The 16,832-nt window shown below is 69.9% G+C and carries 15 protein-coding genes; 3 read left to right on the top strand and 12 right to left on the bottom strand.

Annotation, left to right across the window (positions count from 1 at the left end; all coding sequences use genetic code 11):
- The first annotated feature begins 570 nt into the window (after window positions 1–570).
- Entirely contained in the window at window positions 571–1,692 is a 1,122-nt protein-coding gene (locus ABFO07_RS14960; protein ID WP_347467771.1) for a lytic transglycosylase domain-containing protein, read from the top strand.
- A gap of 94 nt (window positions 1,693–1,786) precedes the next feature.
- Here the strand turns inward: ABFO07_RS14960 and ABFO07_RS14955 are convergent, their stop codons facing one another.
- The 5 genes from ABFO07_RS14955 to ABFO07_RS14935 all read right to left on the bottom strand — a co-directional run bounded on the left by ABFO07_RS14955 (window position 1,787) and on the right by ABFO07_RS14935 (window position 5,868).
- Complete coding sequence (locus ABFO07_RS14955) at window positions 1,787–2,983, bottom strand: pyridoxal phosphate-dependent aminotransferase (RefSeq protein WP_059565403.1); 1,197 nt, start codon at window positions 2,981–2,983, stop codon at window positions 1,787–1,789.
- Between the two features lie 60 nt (window positions 2,984–3,043).
- Window positions 3,044–3,481: a transcription antitermination factor NusB gene (nusB, locus tag ABFO07_RS14950; protein ID WP_059565404.1), complete on the bottom strand. Its 438-nt coding sequence runs from the start codon at window positions 3,479–3,481 to the stop codon at window positions 3,044–3,046.
- Window positions 3,478–3,993 carry a 6,7-dimethyl-8-ribityllumazine synthase gene (ribH, locus tag ABFO07_RS14945; protein WP_059960906.1) on the bottom strand — a complete coding sequence of 172 codons (516 nt, stop codon included), beginning with the start codon at window positions 3,991–3,993 and terminating at the stop codon, window positions 3,478–3,480. The genes nusB and ribH overlap by 4 nt, the downstream gene beginning before the upstream one ends.
- 54 nt (window positions 3,994–4,047) lie before the next feature.
- Window positions 4,048–5,193, bottom strand: a complete 1,146-nt coding sequence (ribBA, locus tag ABFO07_RS14940) for a bifunctional 3,4-dihydroxy-2-butanone-4-phosphate synthase/GTP cyclohydrolase II (protein ID WP_059565406.1) — start codon at window positions 5,191–5,193, stop codon at window positions 4,048–4,050.
- 168 nt (window positions 5,194–5,361) lie between these two features.
- Complete coding sequence (locus ABFO07_RS14935) at window positions 5,362–5,868, bottom strand: DUF1993 domain-containing protein (RefSeq protein ID WP_347467768.1); 507 nt, start codon at window positions 5,866–5,868, stop codon at window positions 5,362–5,364.
- 348 nt (window positions 5,869–6,216) lie between these two features.
- Between ABFO07_RS14935 and ABFO07_RS14930 the strand changes: the two genes are divergently transcribed.
- Window positions 6,217–7,377 (top strand): GGDEF domain-containing protein, encoded by a 1,161-nt coding sequence (locus tag ABFO07_RS14930; RefSeq protein ID WP_059960908.1) that lies wholly within the window; start codon window positions 6,217–6,219, stop codon window positions 7,375–7,377.
- A gap of 43 nt (window positions 7,378–7,420) precedes the next feature.
- Here ABFO07_RS14930 and ABFO07_RS14925 read toward each other — a convergent pair whose 3' ends face one another.
- The 4 genes from ABFO07_RS14925 to ABFO07_RS14910 all read right to left on the bottom strand — a co-directional run bounded on the left by ABFO07_RS14925 (window position 7,421) and on the right by ABFO07_RS14910 (window position 11,099).
- Entirely contained in the window at window positions 7,421–8,056 is a 636-nt protein-coding gene (locus ABFO07_RS14925) for a riboflavin synthase (RefSeq protein WP_059987656.1), read from the bottom strand.
- Window positions 8,057–8,070: 14 nt separating this feature from the next.
- Complete coding sequence (gene ribD, locus ABFO07_RS14920; protein ID WP_059565411.1) at window positions 8,071–9,192, bottom strand: bifunctional diaminohydroxyphosphoribosylaminopyrimidine deaminase/5-amino-6-(5-phosphoribosylamino)uracil reductase RibD; 1,122 nt, start codon at window positions 9,190–9,192, stop codon at window positions 8,071–8,073.
- A gap of 15 nt (window positions 9,193–9,207) precedes the next feature.
- Window positions 9,208–10,491: a glutamate-1-semialdehyde 2,1-aminomutase gene (gene hemL / locus ABFO07_RS14915; protein ID WP_059565413.1), complete on the bottom strand. Its 1,284-nt coding sequence runs from the start codon at window positions 10,489–10,491 to the stop codon at window positions 9,208–9,210.
- 152 nt (window positions 10,492–10,643) lie between these two features.
- Window positions 10,644–11,099 (bottom strand): hypothetical protein, encoded by a 456-nt coding sequence (locus ABFO07_RS14910; RefSeq protein ID WP_059802327.1) that lies wholly within the window; start codon window positions 11,097–11,099, stop codon window positions 10,644–10,646.
- A gap of 244 nt (window positions 11,100–11,343) precedes the next feature.
- Between ABFO07_RS14910 and ABFO07_RS14905 the strand changes: the two genes are divergently transcribed.
- Window positions 11,344–12,561: a Bcr/CflA family multidrug efflux MFS transporter gene (locus ABFO07_RS14905; protein WP_059802325.1), complete on the top strand. Its 1,218-nt coding sequence runs from the start codon at window positions 11,344–11,346 to the stop codon at window positions 12,559–12,561.
- Between the two features lie 90 nt (window positions 12,562–12,651).
- Here ABFO07_RS14905 and ABFO07_RS14900 read toward each other — a convergent pair whose 3' ends face one another.
- From ABFO07_RS14900 to zwf, 3 genes are all read right to left on the bottom strand, one after another.
- On the bottom strand, window positions 12,652–14,583 hold the full coding sequence (locus ABFO07_RS14900) for a bifunctional transcriptional regulator/glucokinase (RefSeq protein ID WP_059802323.1): 1,932 nt from the start codon (window positions 14,581–14,583) through the stop codon (window positions 12,652–12,654).
- Entirely contained in the window at window positions 14,561–15,241 is a 681-nt protein-coding gene (pgl, locus tag ABFO07_RS14895) for a 6-phosphogluconolactonase (RefSeq protein WP_060351117.1), read from the bottom strand. The genes ABFO07_RS14900 and pgl overlap by 23 nt, the downstream gene beginning before the upstream one ends.
- Window positions 15,242–15,326: 85 nt before the next feature.
- A complete protein-coding gene (gene zwf / locus ABFO07_RS14890) occupies window positions 15,327–16,796 on the bottom strand; it encodes a glucose-6-phosphate dehydrogenase (protein WP_059802319.1) in 1,470 nt (489 codons plus the stop codon).
- Between the last annotated feature and the right edge of the window lie 36 nt (window positions 16,797–16,832).

The raw sequence follows: 16,832 nt of genomic DNA, 5'->3' as shown, positions 1-16,832 counted from the left end.
CGCCCGCACAGCGGGGCGGCGATGGGCGGGCGCAGCGGCCGGCTGCGGCCCCGAATCGACCGACGATTTTACCCGGCCGGCCGCGCGGCTGCCCGGCGCAGAAAAAAGTCGACGGCGCGCAAACCCCCTACGGCAAGGGGCTCCGGCTTCTGAAGGGTCAGCTGTAATTACTTTTTGTTATGATTTCGAGTTTTTATAGTGTTGACGATCTATAAAACCCTGATAGAATCCGCTCACATTGGTTGCAGGGTAAAAGGCTTCAAGCCGCCAATCACCGATCTTTGACGCAGCGCGTCACCGTCCGCCGGAACCTGCACGGCCTGTCGACGGCTCTAGTCGTAGTCACAGCCAGCGCCTCCTGACGCTGGTTTTTTGCGTGAGTGCCACCGCATTTGCCCGCCTTGAGAAAGGCGCCGGCCCTGTCCTGCCGTGGCCTCGAACGGTACTTATACCGTTTCTCCGATGCCTGCGCGTCCAGCCATGACGTGCGGCGTCGTGATTCCGCGGCGCGTGTTCCGTCTCGCCATCGAGCAGAGCGAGCCGCATGAATCATGTTCATGGGAGATCTGAATGAACGCTTGGTTATCGTGGCGTCCCAATGAGCGGCATACGCACCTCGTGCGTGAAATGCTGCGTCGCGGGACGCGTGTCAGTCACCACTTATTCAGCGTCGTAGGTTGTCTCGCTGTTGCGGTCGCGCTTGCCCTCTGGATGCTGCCGGCCGTGCGCGGCACGCTCGCCGCGAAGTTGATGCCGGTCGTGTCCGCGGCCGTGCAGGCTGGCCCGGCCCGTTTGCTGACCGGCCATCCGCTGCCGAATTTCGCGCCCGCGGGCGCGCAGCCGCAGCAGGACGACGGTCCGGAGACCGACGCGCTGGCGGCCGATCTCGACGTCGCATCGGAAGCCGTCTCGCAGAACGACGCCGCCGACGACGCCCGCAACGGCCAGTCGCCGGTCACGCTCGCGAAGCTGATCCCGGCCCAGCGGGTGCCCGCCGATGCGCGCGACGACCGCGCGCTCGCGTCGAACCGCCAGCAGGCGCTCGTCGCCACCTACCTGTCGCGCCGCTACCGCGTCGCGCAGGAGCCGGTCGGCCAGCTCGTCAAGGCGGCGTTCCAGACCGGCCACGACGTCGGCCTCGATCCGCTGCTGCTGCTGTCCGTGATGGCGATCGAATCGGGCTTCAACCCGTACGCCGAGAGCGGCGTCGGCGCGAAGGGTCTGATGCAGGTGATGTCGAAGGTCCATTCCGACAAGTTCGAGTATTTCGGCGGCACCGGCACCGCGCTGCAGCCGCTCGCGAACATCCAGGTCGGCGCGCTCGTGCTGAAGGACTGCATCGCGCGCGGCGGCTCGCTCGCGAGCGGCCTGCGCCTGTACAACGGCTCGACGAACCCCGATGACAACGGTTACGGCTCGAAGGTGATGGCCGAGCGCGGCCGGCTGCGCGACGTGGCCCGCGGCCGCAGCGTGTCGGTGTTTGCGCCGCAGGCGCCGGCCCAGCAGGCGAAGCCGATGGTCACGGCCGCGGTGTCGTCGACGGGCGGCGCGAAGCGGGTCCGTGCCACGCTCGACAACGTGCAACCGATCGTCGCCGCCAAGTCGGCCGCGCCGAAGGCGCCGCAGCAGGACGACGCGAGCGTCGATTCCGCCAAGCAGTCGCGCGGCGATCACTCGGAGTTCGGCGCATAACGTGCGAATCCGGGCCCGGAGAAAACGAAAAAGCACCCGCGAGGGTGCTTTTTTTTCGCCTGCCGGCTTGCGCCGGCGTGCCGCGCAGCCCCGCTCAGCGCTGCCCGAACAGCGTCGCGAGCCGCTCGACCGCTTCCTCGAGGCGCGGGTACGCGGTCGCATAGGACAGCCGGATATAGTCGCGCGGCGCATGCACGCCGAAATCCATGCCCGGCACCAGCACGACGCCCGCGTCGTGCAGCATCGCCTGCGTGAGCGCCGCGCTGTCGCCGGCCGCCGGATGCGCGACGCCGCCGCAGTGCGCATATACATAGAATGCGCCGTCCGGCATGACGGGCACCGTGAAGCCGAGCCGCTCGAGCGCCGGCGCGATGAAATCGCGGCGCCGCTTGAATTCGAGGCGGCGCGCTTCGTAGATCTCGAGCGCGGCCGGTTCGAAGCACGCGAGCGCCGCGTGCTGCGCGAGCGCGGACGGGCAGATGAACAGGTTCTGCGCGAGCTTCTCGAAGGTGCCGACGAGCGCCGGCGGCACGACCAGCCAGCCGAGCCGCCAGCCGGTCATGTTGAAGTACTTCGAAAAGCTGTTGACGGTGACGACGTCGTCGCCGAACGACAGCGCCGACACGGGCGGCGCGTCGTAGCTGAGCCCCTGGTAGATCTCGTCGACGATCGTGAAGCCGCCGCGGGCGCGTACCGCCTCGACGATTCGCTTCAGCTCGTCGGGCTCGAGCGACGTGCCGGTCGGGTTCGACGGCGACGCGAGCAGCACGCCGCGCGTCCTGTCGCCCCATAGCCGGCGCACGTCGTTCGCGGTGAGCTGGAAGCGCGCGGCCGGGCCGCTCGGCACGAGCACCGCGCGGCCTTCGGCCGCCGCGACGAAATGCCGGTTGCACGGGTACGACGGGTCGGGCATCAGCACCTCGTCGTCGCGGCCGACGAGCGCAAGGCACGCAAGCAGCAGCGCGGCGGACGCGCCCGCCGTCACGACGATCCGCTCCGGGCTGACCGTGATGCCGTACGCGCGCGCATAGTGGGCGGCGATCGCCTCGCGCAGCGGCGCGATGCCGAGTGCGCTCGTGTATTGCGTGACGCCGCGGCGCAGCGCGGCGGCGGCGGCCTCGACCACCGGCTCCGGCGCGGTGAAATCCGGTTCGCCGATGCCCATGTGGATGATGTCGCGGCCCGCGGCTTCGAGCCGCTGCGCCTCCTTCACCAGTTCCATCACATAGAACGGCTGGATCGCGTCGACGCGCGCTGCGAGCGTCACGAGCGAATCGGCGGTGGTATTCATCGGTCGGTCGGAAGAGGGGAGCGTGAAATGAAAAACGGGCGCATGCGCGCCCGTCGGAGGTCAGCCGTTGCGGCGCGCCTGCGTTTCGGCGGGGCGCAGCTTCGCGGCGAGCTTGTCGAGCACGCCGTTCACGTACTTGTAGCCGTCGGAGCCGCCGAACGTCTTGGTCAGCTCGACCGCTTCATTGATGATCACGCGGTACGGCGTTTCGAGGTGATGCGTGAGTTCGAAGGTCGCGATCAGCAGCACCGCCCGTTCGATCGGGGAGAGCTGGTCGATCGGACGGTCGAGGCACGGCGTGAGCGCTTCCGCAAGCGTTGCATGCTCGCGGATCACGCCGTGCAGGATCGCGTCGAGCAGATCCTTGTCGGCCTTGTCGTAACCCAGCGCGCCGCGCAGTTGCGCGTCGATCTCGCCTGAAGACGCGTTCGACAGCAGCCACTGGTACAGGCCTTGCGTCGCCAGCTCGCGCGATTGTCGGCGGGCGCTCTTCTTCATGCGCGCTCCTCTTCGTCGTCTTCGTCCTCTTCTTCGTCTTCGTCGTCGCCGAGCTGGTCGAGCGCCATCGTCAGGTTGGCCATCTCGACCGCCACGCGCGCCGCGTCACGACCCTTCTCGGTCATGCGCGCGACGGCCTGCTCGTCGGTTTCGGTCGTCAGCACCGCGTTCGCGATCGGCAGGTTGAAATCCAGGCCGATGCGGGTGATGCCCGCGCCGCTCTCGTTCGATACGAGTTCGAAGTGGTAGGTCTCGCCGCGGATCACCGCGCCGAGCGCGATCAGCGCGTCGAACTGGCCGCTTTCCGCGAGCTTCTGCAGCGCGAGCGGGATTTCCAGCGCGCCCGGCACCGACACCAGCAGCACGTCTTCGCCGGAGACGCCGAGGCGCTCCAGTTCCTCGACGCACGCATCGGCGAGGCCGTTGCACACCGGCTCGTTGAAGCGCGATTGCACGATGCCGATACGCAGGCCGTCGCCTTCGAGATTCGGTTGGTATTGTCCGATTTCCATGATCTTTGTCCGTGGTGTGGATGAACGGTTATAAGGCGAAAGCGCCGTGACGGGTTACGCGTGCGGCGTCGAGCCGCAGGCCTTGGCTTCGCCGCCGGGCATCGGAATGAAGCCCGTGACTTCGAGGCCGTAGCCGGACATGCTGCCCAGCTTGCGCGGATTCGACAGCACCTGCATCTTGCTGACGCCGACATCGCGCAGGATCTGCGCGCCGATGCCGAACGTCTTGAAATCGACCGGCCGGCGCTTCAGCACCGCGGCCTTCTCTTCCTCGTCGAACGCCTTGAAGACGTCGACCAGATGTTCCTTCGTGTCGCCGCAGTTGAGCAGCACGATCACGCCGTGGTCGCGCTGCGCGATCTCGCGCATGGCCGCGTCGAGCGTCCACGAGTGGGTCGACACGCCGGTCTCGAGCAGGTCGAGCACCGACAGCGGCTCGTGCACGCGCACCGGGGTGTCGCGCTCCGGCGACGGCGTGCCGCGCACCAGCGCGATGTGCGGCGAGCCGGTCGGCTGGTCGCGGTACAGCACCGCGCGGAACGTGCCGTGCGCCGTCTGCATCGTGCGCTCGGCGACGCGCTCGATGATCGACTCGGTGCGGCTGCGATAGTGGATCAGGTCGGCGATCGTGCCGATCTTCAGGTTGTGCTCCTGCGCGAACTCGATCAGGTCGGGCAGGCGGGCCATCGTGCCGTCGTCCTTGATGATTTCGCAGATCACAGCGGCGGGCGTAAGGCCCGCGAGCGCCGTGAAGTCGCAGCCGGCCTCGGTGTGGCCGGCGCGCACGAGCACGCCGCCCGGCTGCGCCATGATCGGGAACACGTGGCCCGGCTGCACGATGTGCTCGGGGCGCACGTCGTGCGCGACCGCCGTGGCGATCGTGTGTGCGCGGTCCGCCGCCGAGATGCCGGTCGTCACGCCTTCGGCCGCTTCGATGCTGACCGTGAACGCGGTGCCGTACTGCGTGCCGTTGCGGTACGTCATCAGCGGCAGGTGCAGCTGCTTGCAGCGTTCCTGCGTCAACGTCAGACAAATCAGGCCGCGGCCGTATTTGGCCATGAAGTTGATCGCTTCCGGCGTCACGAACTCGGCGGCGATCACCAGATCGCCTTCGTTTTCGCGGTCTTCTTCGTCGACCAGGATCACCATCCGGCCGGCTTTCAGCTCGGCAATGATGTCGGGCGTGGAGGCGAGCGTCATAAAGGGGGAAGGGCGAGAAAGAGGAAAGTGCGTATTTTACGCCAGCCGGGCCCGGTTTCGGCTGGCGCGGGCGGCGGCCGTCGCGCCGCGGGGGCAAATGCCGGCGCAGCCGGCCGCCGGGCAGGCCCGGCCGGCGTGTTGCGCGCCGGCCGGGGCGGGGCGCCGCCGTTACGGGCGGCCGAGGAAATCGAGCTTGCCGAGCTCGACGCCGTTGTGGCGCAGGATGTCGTAGGCGGTCGTCACGTGGAAGAAGAAGTTGGGCAGCACGAAGCCCAGCAGGTACGACTGGCCGGTGAACTCCAGCGGGCCGGTGCGCATCTTGAGCACGATCTGGCGGTCTTCCGTGCCGTCGATCTGCACCGCGTCGAAGTGCTTCAGGTAGTCGATCGTCTTCTGCAGGCGCGCCTGCAGCTCGTCGAAGGTCTGCTCGACGTCCGGGTAGCTCGGAATCTCGACGCCGGCCAGCCGCGCGGCGCAGCCCTTTGCCGTGTCGGTCGCGATGTAGACCTGGCGGACGAGCGGCAGCATGTCCGGGTAGAGGCGGGCGCCGATGAACACCGACGGATCGATCTGCTTCTCGGCCGCGTGCGCCTGAGCCTTGCCGAGGATGTGCTGCAGGCTGGTCAGGCCGCGAATCAGGACAGGCACGGAGGCCTGGTACATCGAAATGGACATGGGGATACCTCGATGGAGTGCGTGAGCGCGATGGGGCGCGTGACGGTTCTCGGGATTGCGCGCTGGGCGCTTCGGCATCATAGCGCGGACGCAATGTCGCGCGCGCACGCGTGAGCGCGCGGCGCTCGCGTGCCGTCAGCCGCAGCGGTTAGAATGCGCGCACCGTTCGCACGACGTGCGGGCGGACCAGAACGCCGGGCGCGACGGATCGCGTCCGTACCGACCCGATCGCATCGCCGGCGCGCAAGCGCGGCACGCACTTTCGGCGGGGCCAGCCAGACGGCGCGACGCGCCGGGGGGCGGCACACGGGCGGCGGCGTTCGGCGATTCAGATTGGGCGCTCCGGACATGTCGACTCCCGCCGTTCTCCTGCTGATCCTGTTGATCCATTGCATCGTGTCGCTGGCCGTGCTCGGCTCGCTGCTGCGCGCCGGCCTGCCGGGCCTGCGCAGCTGGCTCGCCGCGCAGGCGCTGATGGCCGTGTCGATCGTGCTCGCGCTCGCGGACGGCACATCCACGGCCGTGGTCGGCGTGGCGGCGGCGCTGTATGCGTGCGCGACGCTCGCGGTGCTGCACGGCTTCCGGCAATTCTTCGGCGTGCGCGCCGTGTATCGCGCCGAGCTGGCCGCTGTCGCGCTGCTGATCCTGGTGCTGGTCGATTTCGCGCTGAACGGCGGCGATTCGCGCGTGCGCGTCGTGCTGATGTCCGCATTCGTCGCCTACACGCGCTTCTCGATCGGCTGGCTGGCGTGGCGTCGCCGGCCGGCGAACCGGCCCACGTACAGCTACGTGTTCGTCGCCGTCGTGGCCGCGGCCGGCGCGCTCGCCCATGCCGCACGCAGCGCCGGGTTCATGCTCGGCCACCTGCGCGACACGTCGGTGGCGAGCGTGGCCCCGGCGAACGTCGTGTTTCTCGCGCTCGGCGTGCTGAGCCTGCTGTGCCTGTCGATGGGCGTCGTGATGCTCGCGCACGACCGGGTGGCGGAACGTCTCGAGCGGCTTGCGACCATCGACGGCCTGACGGGGGCGATGATGCGCGGCGCGTTTCTCGAGCGGGCCGAGCAGCATTGCCTGCGCGCGGTGCGCACCGGCGTGCCGCTGTCGCTCGCCATCGTCGACCTGGACAACTTCAAGACGATCAACGACCGCCACGGCCATGCGGCCGGCGATCAGGCGCTCGTGCATTTCGCCGCGGTCGTGTCGGGCGGGATCCGGCCGTGCGACCTGTTCGGGCGGCTCGGCGGGGAGGAGTTCGCCGTGCTCTGCCCGGAAACCGCCGAGGGCGATGCCACGCGCGCGATCGAGCGGCTGCGTGCTTCGCTGGCGCGTGCCGCGGGCGGCGGCGGGGCGGGCGGTGTCCGGTTCACGTTCAGCGCCGGCGTGGCCGAGCGCGCGGCCGATGAACCGTTGTCGCAGCTGATGGCCCGCGCCGACGCCGCGCTCTATGCGGCGAAGGCGGCCGGGCGCGACCGCGTGACGGCCGCCGCGCACGCCGATATCGCGGCCTGAGACGCGGGCGCCCGGATGGCTCCGGGGCGCCCGCGCCGGACGGTCAGTCCTGCGGGGTGCCGGCGGGTTGCGACGCCGACAGCATCCGCTCCACGTACCGCGCGATCATGTCGACCTCGAGGTTGACCGTGCTGCCTGCCTTCAAGTGCCGCAGCGTCGTCACGTCGACCGTGTGCGGAATCAGGTTGATCGAGAATTCGCAGCCGTCCGCGCGGTCGGCGACCGAGTTCACGGTCAGGCTCACGCCGTTCACGGTGATCGAGCCCTTGTATGCGAGGTAGCGGCCGAGCTCGCGCGGCGCGACGATGCGCAGCTCGTGCGATTCGCCGACCGGCGCGAAGTGCGACACCGTGCCAAGCCCGTCGACGTGGCCGGACACGATGTGCCCGCCGAGCCGGTCATGCGCGCGCAGCGCTTTTTCCAGATTGACGTCGCCGGGCGCCGCGAGGCCGATCGTGCGGTTCAGGCTCTCGCGCGACACCTCGACGTCGAACGCGTCGGCCGACTTCTCGATCACCGTCATGCACGCGCCCTGGATCGCGATGCTGTCGCCGAGCGCGACGTCGGCGAGGTCGAGCCCGCCGGCTTTCACGGTGAGGCGCACGCCCGCGTCCGGCGACGCGCCGAGCGGCTGGATCGATTCAATGCGGCCGACGGCCGCGACAATTCCGGTAAACATCGTGACGATTCCGTTCAATGAGAGGCGTTGAGCGGCGCGAAGCGCGCCAGGATGCGCAGATCGTCGCCGATCCGCTCGATGCTGTGAAACGTGAGCCGCGCGCGCGCGTCGAGGCTGGCCGGCGCGGCGAGATCGAACATGCCGGCCGCGTCCGCGCCGAGCAGGCTCGGCGCGAGATAGACCAGCAGCTCGTCGACGCAGTGTTCGCGCAGCAGCGAGCCGTTCAGCTTGTGGCCCGCCTCGACGTGCAGCTCGTTGATGCCGCGCGCGCCGAGCGCCGCCAGCATGCCCGGCAGGTCGACCTTGCCGTGCGCGTTCGGCAGCGGCACGATCTCCGCGCCGCGCGCCTTCAGCGCGGTGGCGCGCGCTTCGCCCGCTTCGTCGAGCCGGCCGCAGAAGATCAAGAGCGGCGCGCCTTCGAGCAGGCGCGCGTCGAGCGGCAGCTCGAGGCGGCTGTCGACGAGCACGCGCTGCGGCTGGCGCGGCGTGTCGATGCCGCGCACGGTGAGCTGCGGGTTGTCCTCGCGCACGGTGCCGATGCCGGTGAGGATCGCGCAGGCGCGCGCGCGCCACGCGTGGCCGTCGAGGCGCGCGGCGTCGCCGGTGATCCACTGGCTCTCGCCGGACGGCAGCGCCGTGCGGCCGTCGAGCGACGCGGCGCTCTTCATCCGCACCCACGGGCGGCCGCGCGTCATCCGCGACACGAAGCCGATGTTCAGTTCGCCCGCCTCGTGCGCGAGCAGGCCGCAGCGCACGTCGATGCCCGCGTCGCGCAGCATCCCGAGGCCGCGCCCCGACACCTGCGGGTTCGGGTCTTCCATCGCCGCGACGACTTTCGCGACGCGCGCGTCGATCAGCGCGTTCGCGCACGGCGGCGTGCGGCCGAAGTGGCTGCACGGCTCGAGCGTCACGTAGACGGTCGAGCCCGCGACGTCGTGGCCGCGCGAGCGCGCGTCCTTCAGCGCCTGCACTTCCGCGTGATCGTGGCCGGCCGGCTGCGTGTAGCCTTCGCCGATCACGTTGCCGTCCTTGACGATCACGCAGCCGACGCGCGGGTTCGGCGTCGTCGTGTACATCCCGCGCGCGGCCAGCGCGAGCGCGCGCTGCATGTGGGCGAAATCGGTGTCGGAGAACATCCGCGCGGCCCCGCGTCAGGCTGCCAGCGCGGCGAACGCGCGGCGGGCGGCGGCGAGCGTCGCGTCGATCACCGCGTCGTCGTGCGTGCTCGACACGAAGCCGGCTTCGTACGCGGACGGCGCGAAATACACGCCTTCGTCGAGCATCAGGTGGAAGAAGCGGTTGAAGCGCTCGACGTTGCTCTGCGTGACCTCGGCGAAGCTCGTCGGCACGCGCTCCGCGAAGTAGAGGCCGAACATCGCGCCGATCGAATCGGCCGCGAACGGCACACCGGCCGCGCGCGCCTCGGCGGCGAGGCCGTCGGCGAGGCGCTTCGTCTGCGCGGTGAGCGCGTCGTAGAAGCCGGGCGCCTGGATCAGCTGCAGCGTCTTCAGGCCCGCGGCGACCGCGATCGGGTTGCCCGACAGCGTGCCGGCCTGGTAGACGCCGCCGAGCGGCGCGAGGTGGGCCATGATGTCGCGGCGGCCGCCGAACGCGGCGGCCGGCATCCCGCCGCCGATCACCTTGCCGAGGCAGGTGAGGTCGGCCTGGATCCCGTAGTGGGCCTGCGCGCCGCCGAGCGCGACGCGGAAGCCGCACATCACTTCGTCGAAGATCAGCACCGCGCCGTGCTTCGTGCACAGCGCGCGCAGCGCGTTCAGGAATTCGGGCGTGCCGCGCACGAGGTTCATGTTGCCGGCGACCGGCTCGACGATCACCGCGGCGATCTCGTCGCCGAACGCGCCGAACGCTTCCTCGAGCGCGGCGACGTTGTTGTATTCGAGCACGGTCGTGTGCTTCGCGATGTCGGCGGGCACGCCTGCCGACGTCGGGTTGCCGAACGTCAGCAGGCCGGAGCCGGCCTTCACGAGCAGGCTGTCCGCGTGGCCGTGGTAGCAGCCCTCGAACTTGACGATCCGGCTGCGGCCCGTGAAGCCTCGCGCGAGGCGCAGAGCGCTCATCGTCGCCTCGGTGCCGCTCGACACCATCCGCACCTGCTCGATCGACGGCACGAGCTTGCAGATTTCCTCGGCGATCACGATCTCGGCCTCGGTCGGCGCGCCGAACGAGAAGCCGTCGCCGAGCACCTTCTGCACCGCCGCGAGCACTTCCGGATGGACGTGGCCGACGATCATCGGCCCCCACGAGCCGATGTAGTCGATGTACTGCTTGCCGTCGGCATCCCAGAAATACGGGCCCTGCGCGCGCGCGACGAAGCGCGGCGTGCCGCCGACCGAACGGAACGCGCGGACCGGCGAGTTGACGCCGCCGGGGATGGTTTGCTGCGCGCGTTCGAAAAGGATCTGATTGTTGGACATGGGCGAAACCTGCGAGAGAAGGGCGCGGGCGGGCCGGTGCACGGGCCGCGGCGCCTGGGCGGAACGATCGTCCGATTGTACCGGAGACGCGCGCGGCGAGCCGGCGGGCGGCCCGCGGCGATTCGGCGCGCGGGGGGGCGGCGGCGCGGCGCTCAGCGCGGCGGCTTGCGCTTGCCGCCGGTCAGCTCCGCCCAGCGCTTTTCGAGCGGGCCCTCGACCATCGGCTTGATCGACGTGCCGGACGTCTGCGCGTCCCAGGTCTGCACCGAATACGGGTGGACCCGCAGCGCGTCGCGCGGGATCACGACCTCCTGGTGGCCGTCGACGAGCCAGTCGTAGACGAAATCGATGCAGAGCCGATAGCCGCGCCTGGTCGACGGATCGGGCACCTCGTACGGCGCGCGCGTCACGTAGCCGGAGCCGAACACGCCCTTGGGCTCCTTCGCGACGCGGTGCAGGAACACCCGGTCGCCCGGCAGGATGCCGCGCGCGAAGCCGCAGCCCCACGCATCGTGCACGGCCTCGCCGGCCTTCACGCGCGCGGCGACGTCGGGCAGCTCGGGCCACGGCCATTTCTTTGGGCTCCAGATCAGCAGGAAGGCGGTCATCGGTTCGGGCGGGACGCGGATTGTTCAGACAAGGGCTGCAAGCTTAATCCAATCGGCGCACGATCGCGCGCCGCGCAGTGCGATCCGCGTGGGGCCGCGACGGCGGGGCCGGCCGCCGCCGTCGCGGCCACTCGAAAAAGTTGCGCGTACAATCATGGGCTCGGCGGCGAGCCGCATCCGGCCGCCGCCTTCCGTCTCACCGCCGCGCGCCCCCCGGGGCGCACCGGCTCCTTTCCGGATCCTCATGTCTCACGTCGTCCGGCGCCGGCCCGATGCCCGGCTGATCCTGCTGCTCGGCGCGCTTGCCGCCTGCGGACCCATCGCCACCGACATGTACCTGCCGAGCCTGCCGTCGATCGCGCAAGGCTTCTCCGTGAGCGCCGGCGCCGCGCAGCGCACGCTGACGAGCTTCATGGCCGGCTTCTCGATCGGCATGCTGCTGTACGGCCCGCTGTCCGACACCTGGGGCCGGCGCCCGGTGCTGCTCGGCGGCATCGCGCTGTTCACGCTCGCGAGCATCGGCTGCGTCGTGGCCGGCTCGATCGACATGCTGATCGTCGTGCGCTTCCTGCAGGCGCTCGGCGCGGGCGCGGCATCGGTGCTCGCGCGGGCAATCGCGCGCGACGCGCACGAACCGAGCGACGCGGCGAAGGTGCTGTCGATGGTCGCGATCGTCACCGCGGTGGGCCCGCTGCTCGCGCCGCTGCTCGGCGGGCAGGTGCTGCGCTTCGCCGGCTGGCGCGGCGTGTTCGTCGTGCTCGCGGCGTTCGGCGCGCTGTGCGCGGCGACCGCCTACCTGCGCGTGCCGGAAACCTGGCCGAAGGAGCGGCGCAAGAGCGCGGCCGTGCTCGCGTCGTTCGCGTCGTACGGGCGCATCCTGTCCGATCCCGTCGCATGGGGCCACATGCTGTGCGGCGGAATGGCATTCGCGTCGATGTTCTCGTACATCACCGCGACGCCGTTCGTCTACATCGAATACTTCCACGTGTCGCCGCAGCATTACGGCCTGCTGTTCGGCCTGAACGTGGTCGGCATCATGATCGGCAACTTCACGAACACGCGGCTCGTCGGCCGCCTCGGCTCGCTGCGGATCATCGCGGCGGCGTCGCTCGTGAGCTGCGTCGCGTCGCTCGCGGTCGCGCTCGTCGCGCTGACGGGGTGGGGCGGGCTGTGGTCGATCGTGGTGTGCCTGTTCTTCGTCGTCGGCGTGGTCGGGATCCTGTCGGCGAACTGCACGACCGACCTGATGCACCGCTATCCGCACAACGCGGGCGCGTCGGCGGCCGTGTTCGGCGCGATGCAGCTCGCGCTCGGCGCGCTCGCGAGCGTCGCGATCGGCGCACTCGCGGACGGCACGCCGTTCGCGATGGGCGTCACGATCGGCGTGACGGGCATCCTGTGCTTCGCCGGGCGGATCCTCGTGCTGCGCTGGCATGGCCGGCCGGTGAAGGCCGGCGCCTGAGCGGCGCGCTGGAATGAAAAACGCCACCGGGGCATCGCACCCGGTGGCGTTTTTTTACATGCGGCCCGCGCGATGCAGCCGCGACGCGCGTCAGTCCCTCGCCGCGTCCCGCGCGGCAGGCGACGCGCCGTGGCTCAGCCAGTCGAGCACGTCGGCCGTCTCGTCGTCGCTGGCGCGCGTCTTCGCCTGCGCGACGGCCTCGCTCAGCTCCGCGTTCGGCGACGCGCGGCGGATCGCGACGCCGACCGCGAGGATGTCGATCATCAGCAGGTGCAGGATTCGCGAAATCATCGACAACTGCGATTCGCGCATCTCGATGTGATCGGTCTCGAGCGCGACGGTCGCGCGCTTCGCGAGCGGCGTGTTGCTCGACGTGATCGCGATCACCTTCGCGCCGGCCTGCATCGCGACCTCGAGCACGCGCAGCAGCTCCGGCGCGCGCCCCGACTTCGACACCGCGACGATCACGTCGCCCTTGCCGAGCAGCGCGGCCGACGCGGCCTGCATGTACAGGTCGCCGTACGCGATCGTCGGGATCCCGAAGCGGAAGAACTTGTAGTGCGCATCCTGCGCGACGATGTTCGAGTTGCCGAGCCCATAGAACTCGATGCGCCGCGCGCCGTTCAGGATCTCGATCGCCTTCTCGACGTGCTCGAAGTTCAGGTGCTCGCGCAGCTGCAGGATCGACGACACCGTGTTGTCGAGCACCTTCGCGCCGAAGTCGGTCGCGGTGTCGCCGAGATGCACCTGGCTGTGGCTCATCGGGATCGTGCCGGTGAGGCCCGTCGCGAGCTTCAGCTTGAAGTCGGACAGCCCCTGGCAGCCGAGCGAGCGGCAGAAGCGGATCACGGTCGGCTGGCTCACGTCGGCCTTGCGCGCGATGTCGACGATCGGGTCGTTGATGATCGAGCGTGGATGGTTCAGCGCGAGATCGGCGACGCGGCGCTCGGCCGGCGTCAGCGCGTCGCGCATCTGGCGGATCCGCTCGAACACCGCCGACGACGCGCCGCCCGAGCGGTTCGACAACTGCTCCGCGAGGATCGCCGACACGCCGAGGAACGCCGGATATTCGGCGGTGATCAGGTAGGTCGGCACGTTCTCGAGGTAGTGCGCGAAGCGGCCCTTCGCCTCGAAGCGCGCGCGGAACGGCGAGCGCGTGAACAGCTCGCCGAGCTTCAGCGCGACGCCGCCGCCGATGTAGACGCCGCCGAGCGCGCCGAGCGTGAGCGCGACGCTGCCAGCGAACGAGCCGAGGATCGCGCAGAAGCATTCGACCGTCTCGAGCGCGAGCGCATCGCCCGCATGCGCGCGCTCGACGATTTCGGCCGTGTCGACGCTCGCAGCGACGCGCTTCTTGTCGCGCGCGGCGAGCGCGCGATAGATGATCTCGATGCCGGGCCCCGCGCACACGCGTTCGAACGACACGTGCGGAAACTTCTTGCGCGCGTACTGCAGCACGAGATCCTCGCGCTCGTCCTGCGGCGCGAACGACGCGTGGCCGCCCTCGCTGCCGAGCGCGATCCAGCGGTCGTCGGCCGGAATCAGCCCGGACACGCCGAGCCCGGTGCCGGGCCCGAGCAGGCCGATCACGCTGTTCTGGCGGCGCGCGCCGCCGCCGATCTGCACGCGCTGCGCGTCGGTCAGGCCCGGCAGCGCCATCGCGAGCGCGGTGAAGTCGTTGACGACGAGCAGCGTGTCGAAGCCGAGCGCGCGGCGCGTCGCCTCGATCGAGAAGCTCCAGTCGTGGTTGGTCATCGTGACCTGGTCGCCGTCGACCGGGTTCGCGATCGCGATCGCCGCGTGGTTCACGCGGGCGATCTTCACGTCCTTCAGGTATTTGCGGATCGCGTCGGTGAGCGTCGGATACTCGGCGCCCGGGTAGACGCGAATCTGCGTGATCTCGCCCGGCCCGGTTTCGAGCGCGAAGCGCGCGTTGGTGCCGCCCACGTCCGCGAGCAGGCGCGGGCCGTCGGCATGTTGGCCCGCGGCGGCGGCGGCTTTACTTTGCGCACCAGTAGACATCGAGCTGGGTCCCCTTGTCGTTGGCCAGTTTCGAAATGGCGTTCTGCTGCGGCGACGCAGCGGCCGCCTCGAGCACATCGCGCTTGCGGCTGCCGGCGATCAGCAGGAACAGCCGGTCGATGCGCGTCAGCGCGTCGAGCGAAAGGCTCACGCGCGCATGCGGCGCCGCGCCGGGATGCACGGCGACGAAGCGCTCGGCGGTGGTGATCGCGTGGCCCCATTCGGGCGCGTCGGCGAAGATCGACGCGGTGTGGCCGTCCTCGCCCATGCCGAGCACCGCGATATCGGGCAGGCGGTGCGCGGGGTTCGCATTCAGCGCGGCGACATGCGCGTCGAGCGCGGCGCGCGTATCGACGAGCGGCAGGAAGGTCGCCGCCGCGGCGGCATGCTGCAGCAGTGCGCCGCGCACGAGGCTCGCGTTGCTCGCGGCGTCGTCTTCCGGCACCCAGCGGTCGTCGACCAGCGTCACGTCGACATGGCTCCAGTCGAGCGCCGCGTGCGACAACGCCTGCAGGAACGGGCGCGGGCTGGTGCCGCCGGACACCGCGAGCGTCGGGCGCGCGGGGCGGGCGAGCACCGCGCGCAGCGCGTCGCCGACGGCTTGCGCGAGCGCGTCGCTTTGCGCTTCCTGGGTGTCGAAAGCGTGGATCTCGATCACATCTCCTCCGGACTGCTGTTATCTGTTCAATCGTGTTGGGGTACGGCGGCGGGCGCCGCCTGCGCGGCGCCCGCCCGGGACATCGTCAATTCTCTTCCTCGAGCCAGCAGGTGCCGTGCTGCGCGAGCATCGCGCTCGCCGCGGCCGGGCCCCACGTGCCCGCCGCATACGGCTTCGGCGGCTTCAGCGAGCGCGCCCATTCGTTCAGGATCGGCTCGACCCAGCGCCACGCGGCTTCCTGCTCGTCGCGACGCACGAACAGGGCGAGGCGGCCGTTGATCACGTCGAGCAGCAGGCGCTGGTACGCCTCCATCTGGCCTTCCTTGAAGAACTGGTCGAACGCGAGGTCGAGGTGCACGCTCGCGAGGTTCATCCCTTCGCCGGGCTGCTTCGCGAGGCAGTACAGGCGGATCGTCTCGTTCGGCTGCAGGCGGATCACGAGGCGGTTCGCGCCGGGGCGCAGCGCGGTCGGGCCGAGCGCCGAATGCGGCACCGGACGGAAGTTGACGACGATCTCCGCGACGCGATCGGCGAGCCGCTTGCCGGTGCGCAGGAAGAACGGCACGCCGGCCCAGCGCCAGTTCTCGATCTCGACCTTCAGCGCGACGAAGGTCTCGGTCGGGCTGTCCGGCTTCACGCCCGGCTCGGTCGCATAGGCGGGCACCTGCGCGCCCTTGATCACGCCGGCGTGGTACTGGCCGCGCACCGCGACCTTGCCGATGTCGCGCGGGTCGACCGGCTTCAGCGCGCGCAGCACGCGCAGCTTCTCGTCGCGCACGGAGTCGGAATCCATCGAGTGCGGCGGCTCCATCGCGACGATCGACAGCAGCTGCAGCAGGTGGTTCTGCACCATGTCGCGCAGCGCGCCGGTGTTGTCGTAGAAATCGCCGCGCGCTTCGACGCCGAGTTCCTCGGCGATCGTGATCTGGATGCTCTCGACCCATTCGCGGCGCCACAGCGGCTCGAACAGCGCGTTGCCGAAGCGCAGCGCGAGCAGGTTCTGCACCGGCTCCTTCCCGAGGTAGTGGTCGATCCGGTAGATCTGGTCTTCCGCGAAGATCTCGCCCACCGCGTCGTTGATCGCGTTCGACGAGCGCAGGTCGTAGCCGAGCGGCTTCTCGAGCACGATGCGCGCGCCCTGGTTCAGGCCGACCGCCGCGAGCGCCTTGCAGATCGGCTCGAACAGCGACGGGCCCGTCGCGAGATAGAACACCCGGGTGCCGGGCAGCGGGTGGACCGTGTCGCGCAGCAGCGCGTAGTCTTCCGCGCGGCCGAGGTCGAGCTTCACGTACACGATGCGCTCGACGAAGCTTTTCCATGCGGCCTCGTCGAACGTGCCGCGCGACGCCTTCGCCGCGTGCGGCTTCACGTGTTCCTCGACCCATTCGAGATACCCGGCGAGATCGGCCGCGTGGCGCGCGACCGCGACGATCTTGCCGGTTTCCGCCAGCATGTTCGCGCGGTGTGCTTCGAACAGCGCCGGGAGGATCTTGCGCATCGACAAATCGCCGGTGCCGCCGAAAAGTACGAAGGTAAAGCTGGAATCGGTATGCATGTGTCTCCGCCCGGGTTGGGGTGCTGGGAAGCGATC

The sequence above is a fragment of the Burkholderia stagnalis genome (assembly GCF_039848545.1).
GTDB classification, from domain to species: domain Bacteria; phylum Pseudomonadota; class Gammaproteobacteria; order Burkholderiales; family Burkholderiaceae; genus Burkholderia; species Burkholderia stagnalis.
The sequence above is the reverse complement of the archived record's forward strand: the minus strand, read 5'-3'. Positions and strand labels throughout refer to the sequence as shown.

What these genes read in the sequence shown, in the direction of transcription:
- ABFO07_RS14905 (WP_059802325.1), top strand. Translation starts at nt 11,344, where the DNA reads ATGTCTCACGTCGTCCGGCGCCGGCCCGATGCCCGGCTGATCCTGCTG.
- zwf (WP_059802319.1), bottom strand. Translation starts at nt 16,796, where the DNA reads ATGCATACCGATTCCAGCTTTACCTTCGTACTTTTCGGCGGCACCGGC.
- ABFO07_RS14925 (WP_059987656.1), bottom strand. Translation starts at nt 8,056, where the DNA reads ATGTTTACCGGAATTGTCGCGGCCGTCGGCCGCATTGAATCGATCCAG.
- ABFO07_RS14930 (WP_059960908.1), top strand. Translation starts at nt 6,217, where the DNA reads ATGTCGACTCCCGCCGTTCTCCTGCTGATCCTGTTGATCCATTGCATC.
- ABFO07_RS14900 (WP_059802323.1), bottom strand. Translation starts at nt 14,583, where the DNA reads ATGTCTACTGGTGCGCAAAGTAAAGCCGCCGCCGCCGCGGGCCAACAT.
- nusB (WP_059565404.1), bottom strand. Translation starts at nt 3,481, where the DNA reads ATGAAGAAGAGCGCCCGCCGACAATCGCGCGAGCTGGCGACGCAAGGC.
- ABFO07_RS14935 (WP_347467768.1), bottom strand. Translation starts at nt 5,868, where the DNA reads ATGTCCATTTCGATGTACCAGGCCTCCGTGCCTGTCCTGATTCGCGGC.
- ribH (WP_059960906.1), bottom strand. Translation starts at nt 3,993, where the DNA reads ATGGAAATCGGACAATACCAACCGAATCTCGAAGGCGACGGCCTGCGT.
- ABFO07_RS14955 (WP_059565403.1), bottom strand. Translation starts at nt 2,983, where the DNA reads ATGAATACCACCGCCGATTCGCTCGTGACGCTCGCAGCGCGCGTCGAC.
- hemL (WP_059565413.1), bottom strand. Translation starts at nt 10,491, where the DNA reads ATGTCCAACAATCAGATCCTTTTCGAACGCGCGCAGCAAACCATCCCC.
- ABFO07_RS14960 (WP_347467771.1), top strand. Translation starts at nt 571, where the DNA reads ATGAACGCTTGGTTATCGTGGCGTCCCAATGAGCGGCATACGCACCTC.
- ribBA (WP_059565406.1), bottom strand. Translation starts at nt 5,193, where the DNA reads ATGACGCTCGCCTCCACGCCCGACATCATTGCCGAGCTGAAAGCCGGC.
- ABFO07_RS14910 (WP_059802327.1), bottom strand. Translation starts at nt 11,099, where the DNA reads ATGACCGCCTTCCTGCTGATCTGGAGCCCAAAGAAATGGCCGTGGCCC.
- ribD (WP_059565411.1), bottom strand. Translation starts at nt 9,192, where the DNA reads ATGTTCTCCGACACCGATTTCGCCCACATGCAGCGCGCGCTCGCGCTG.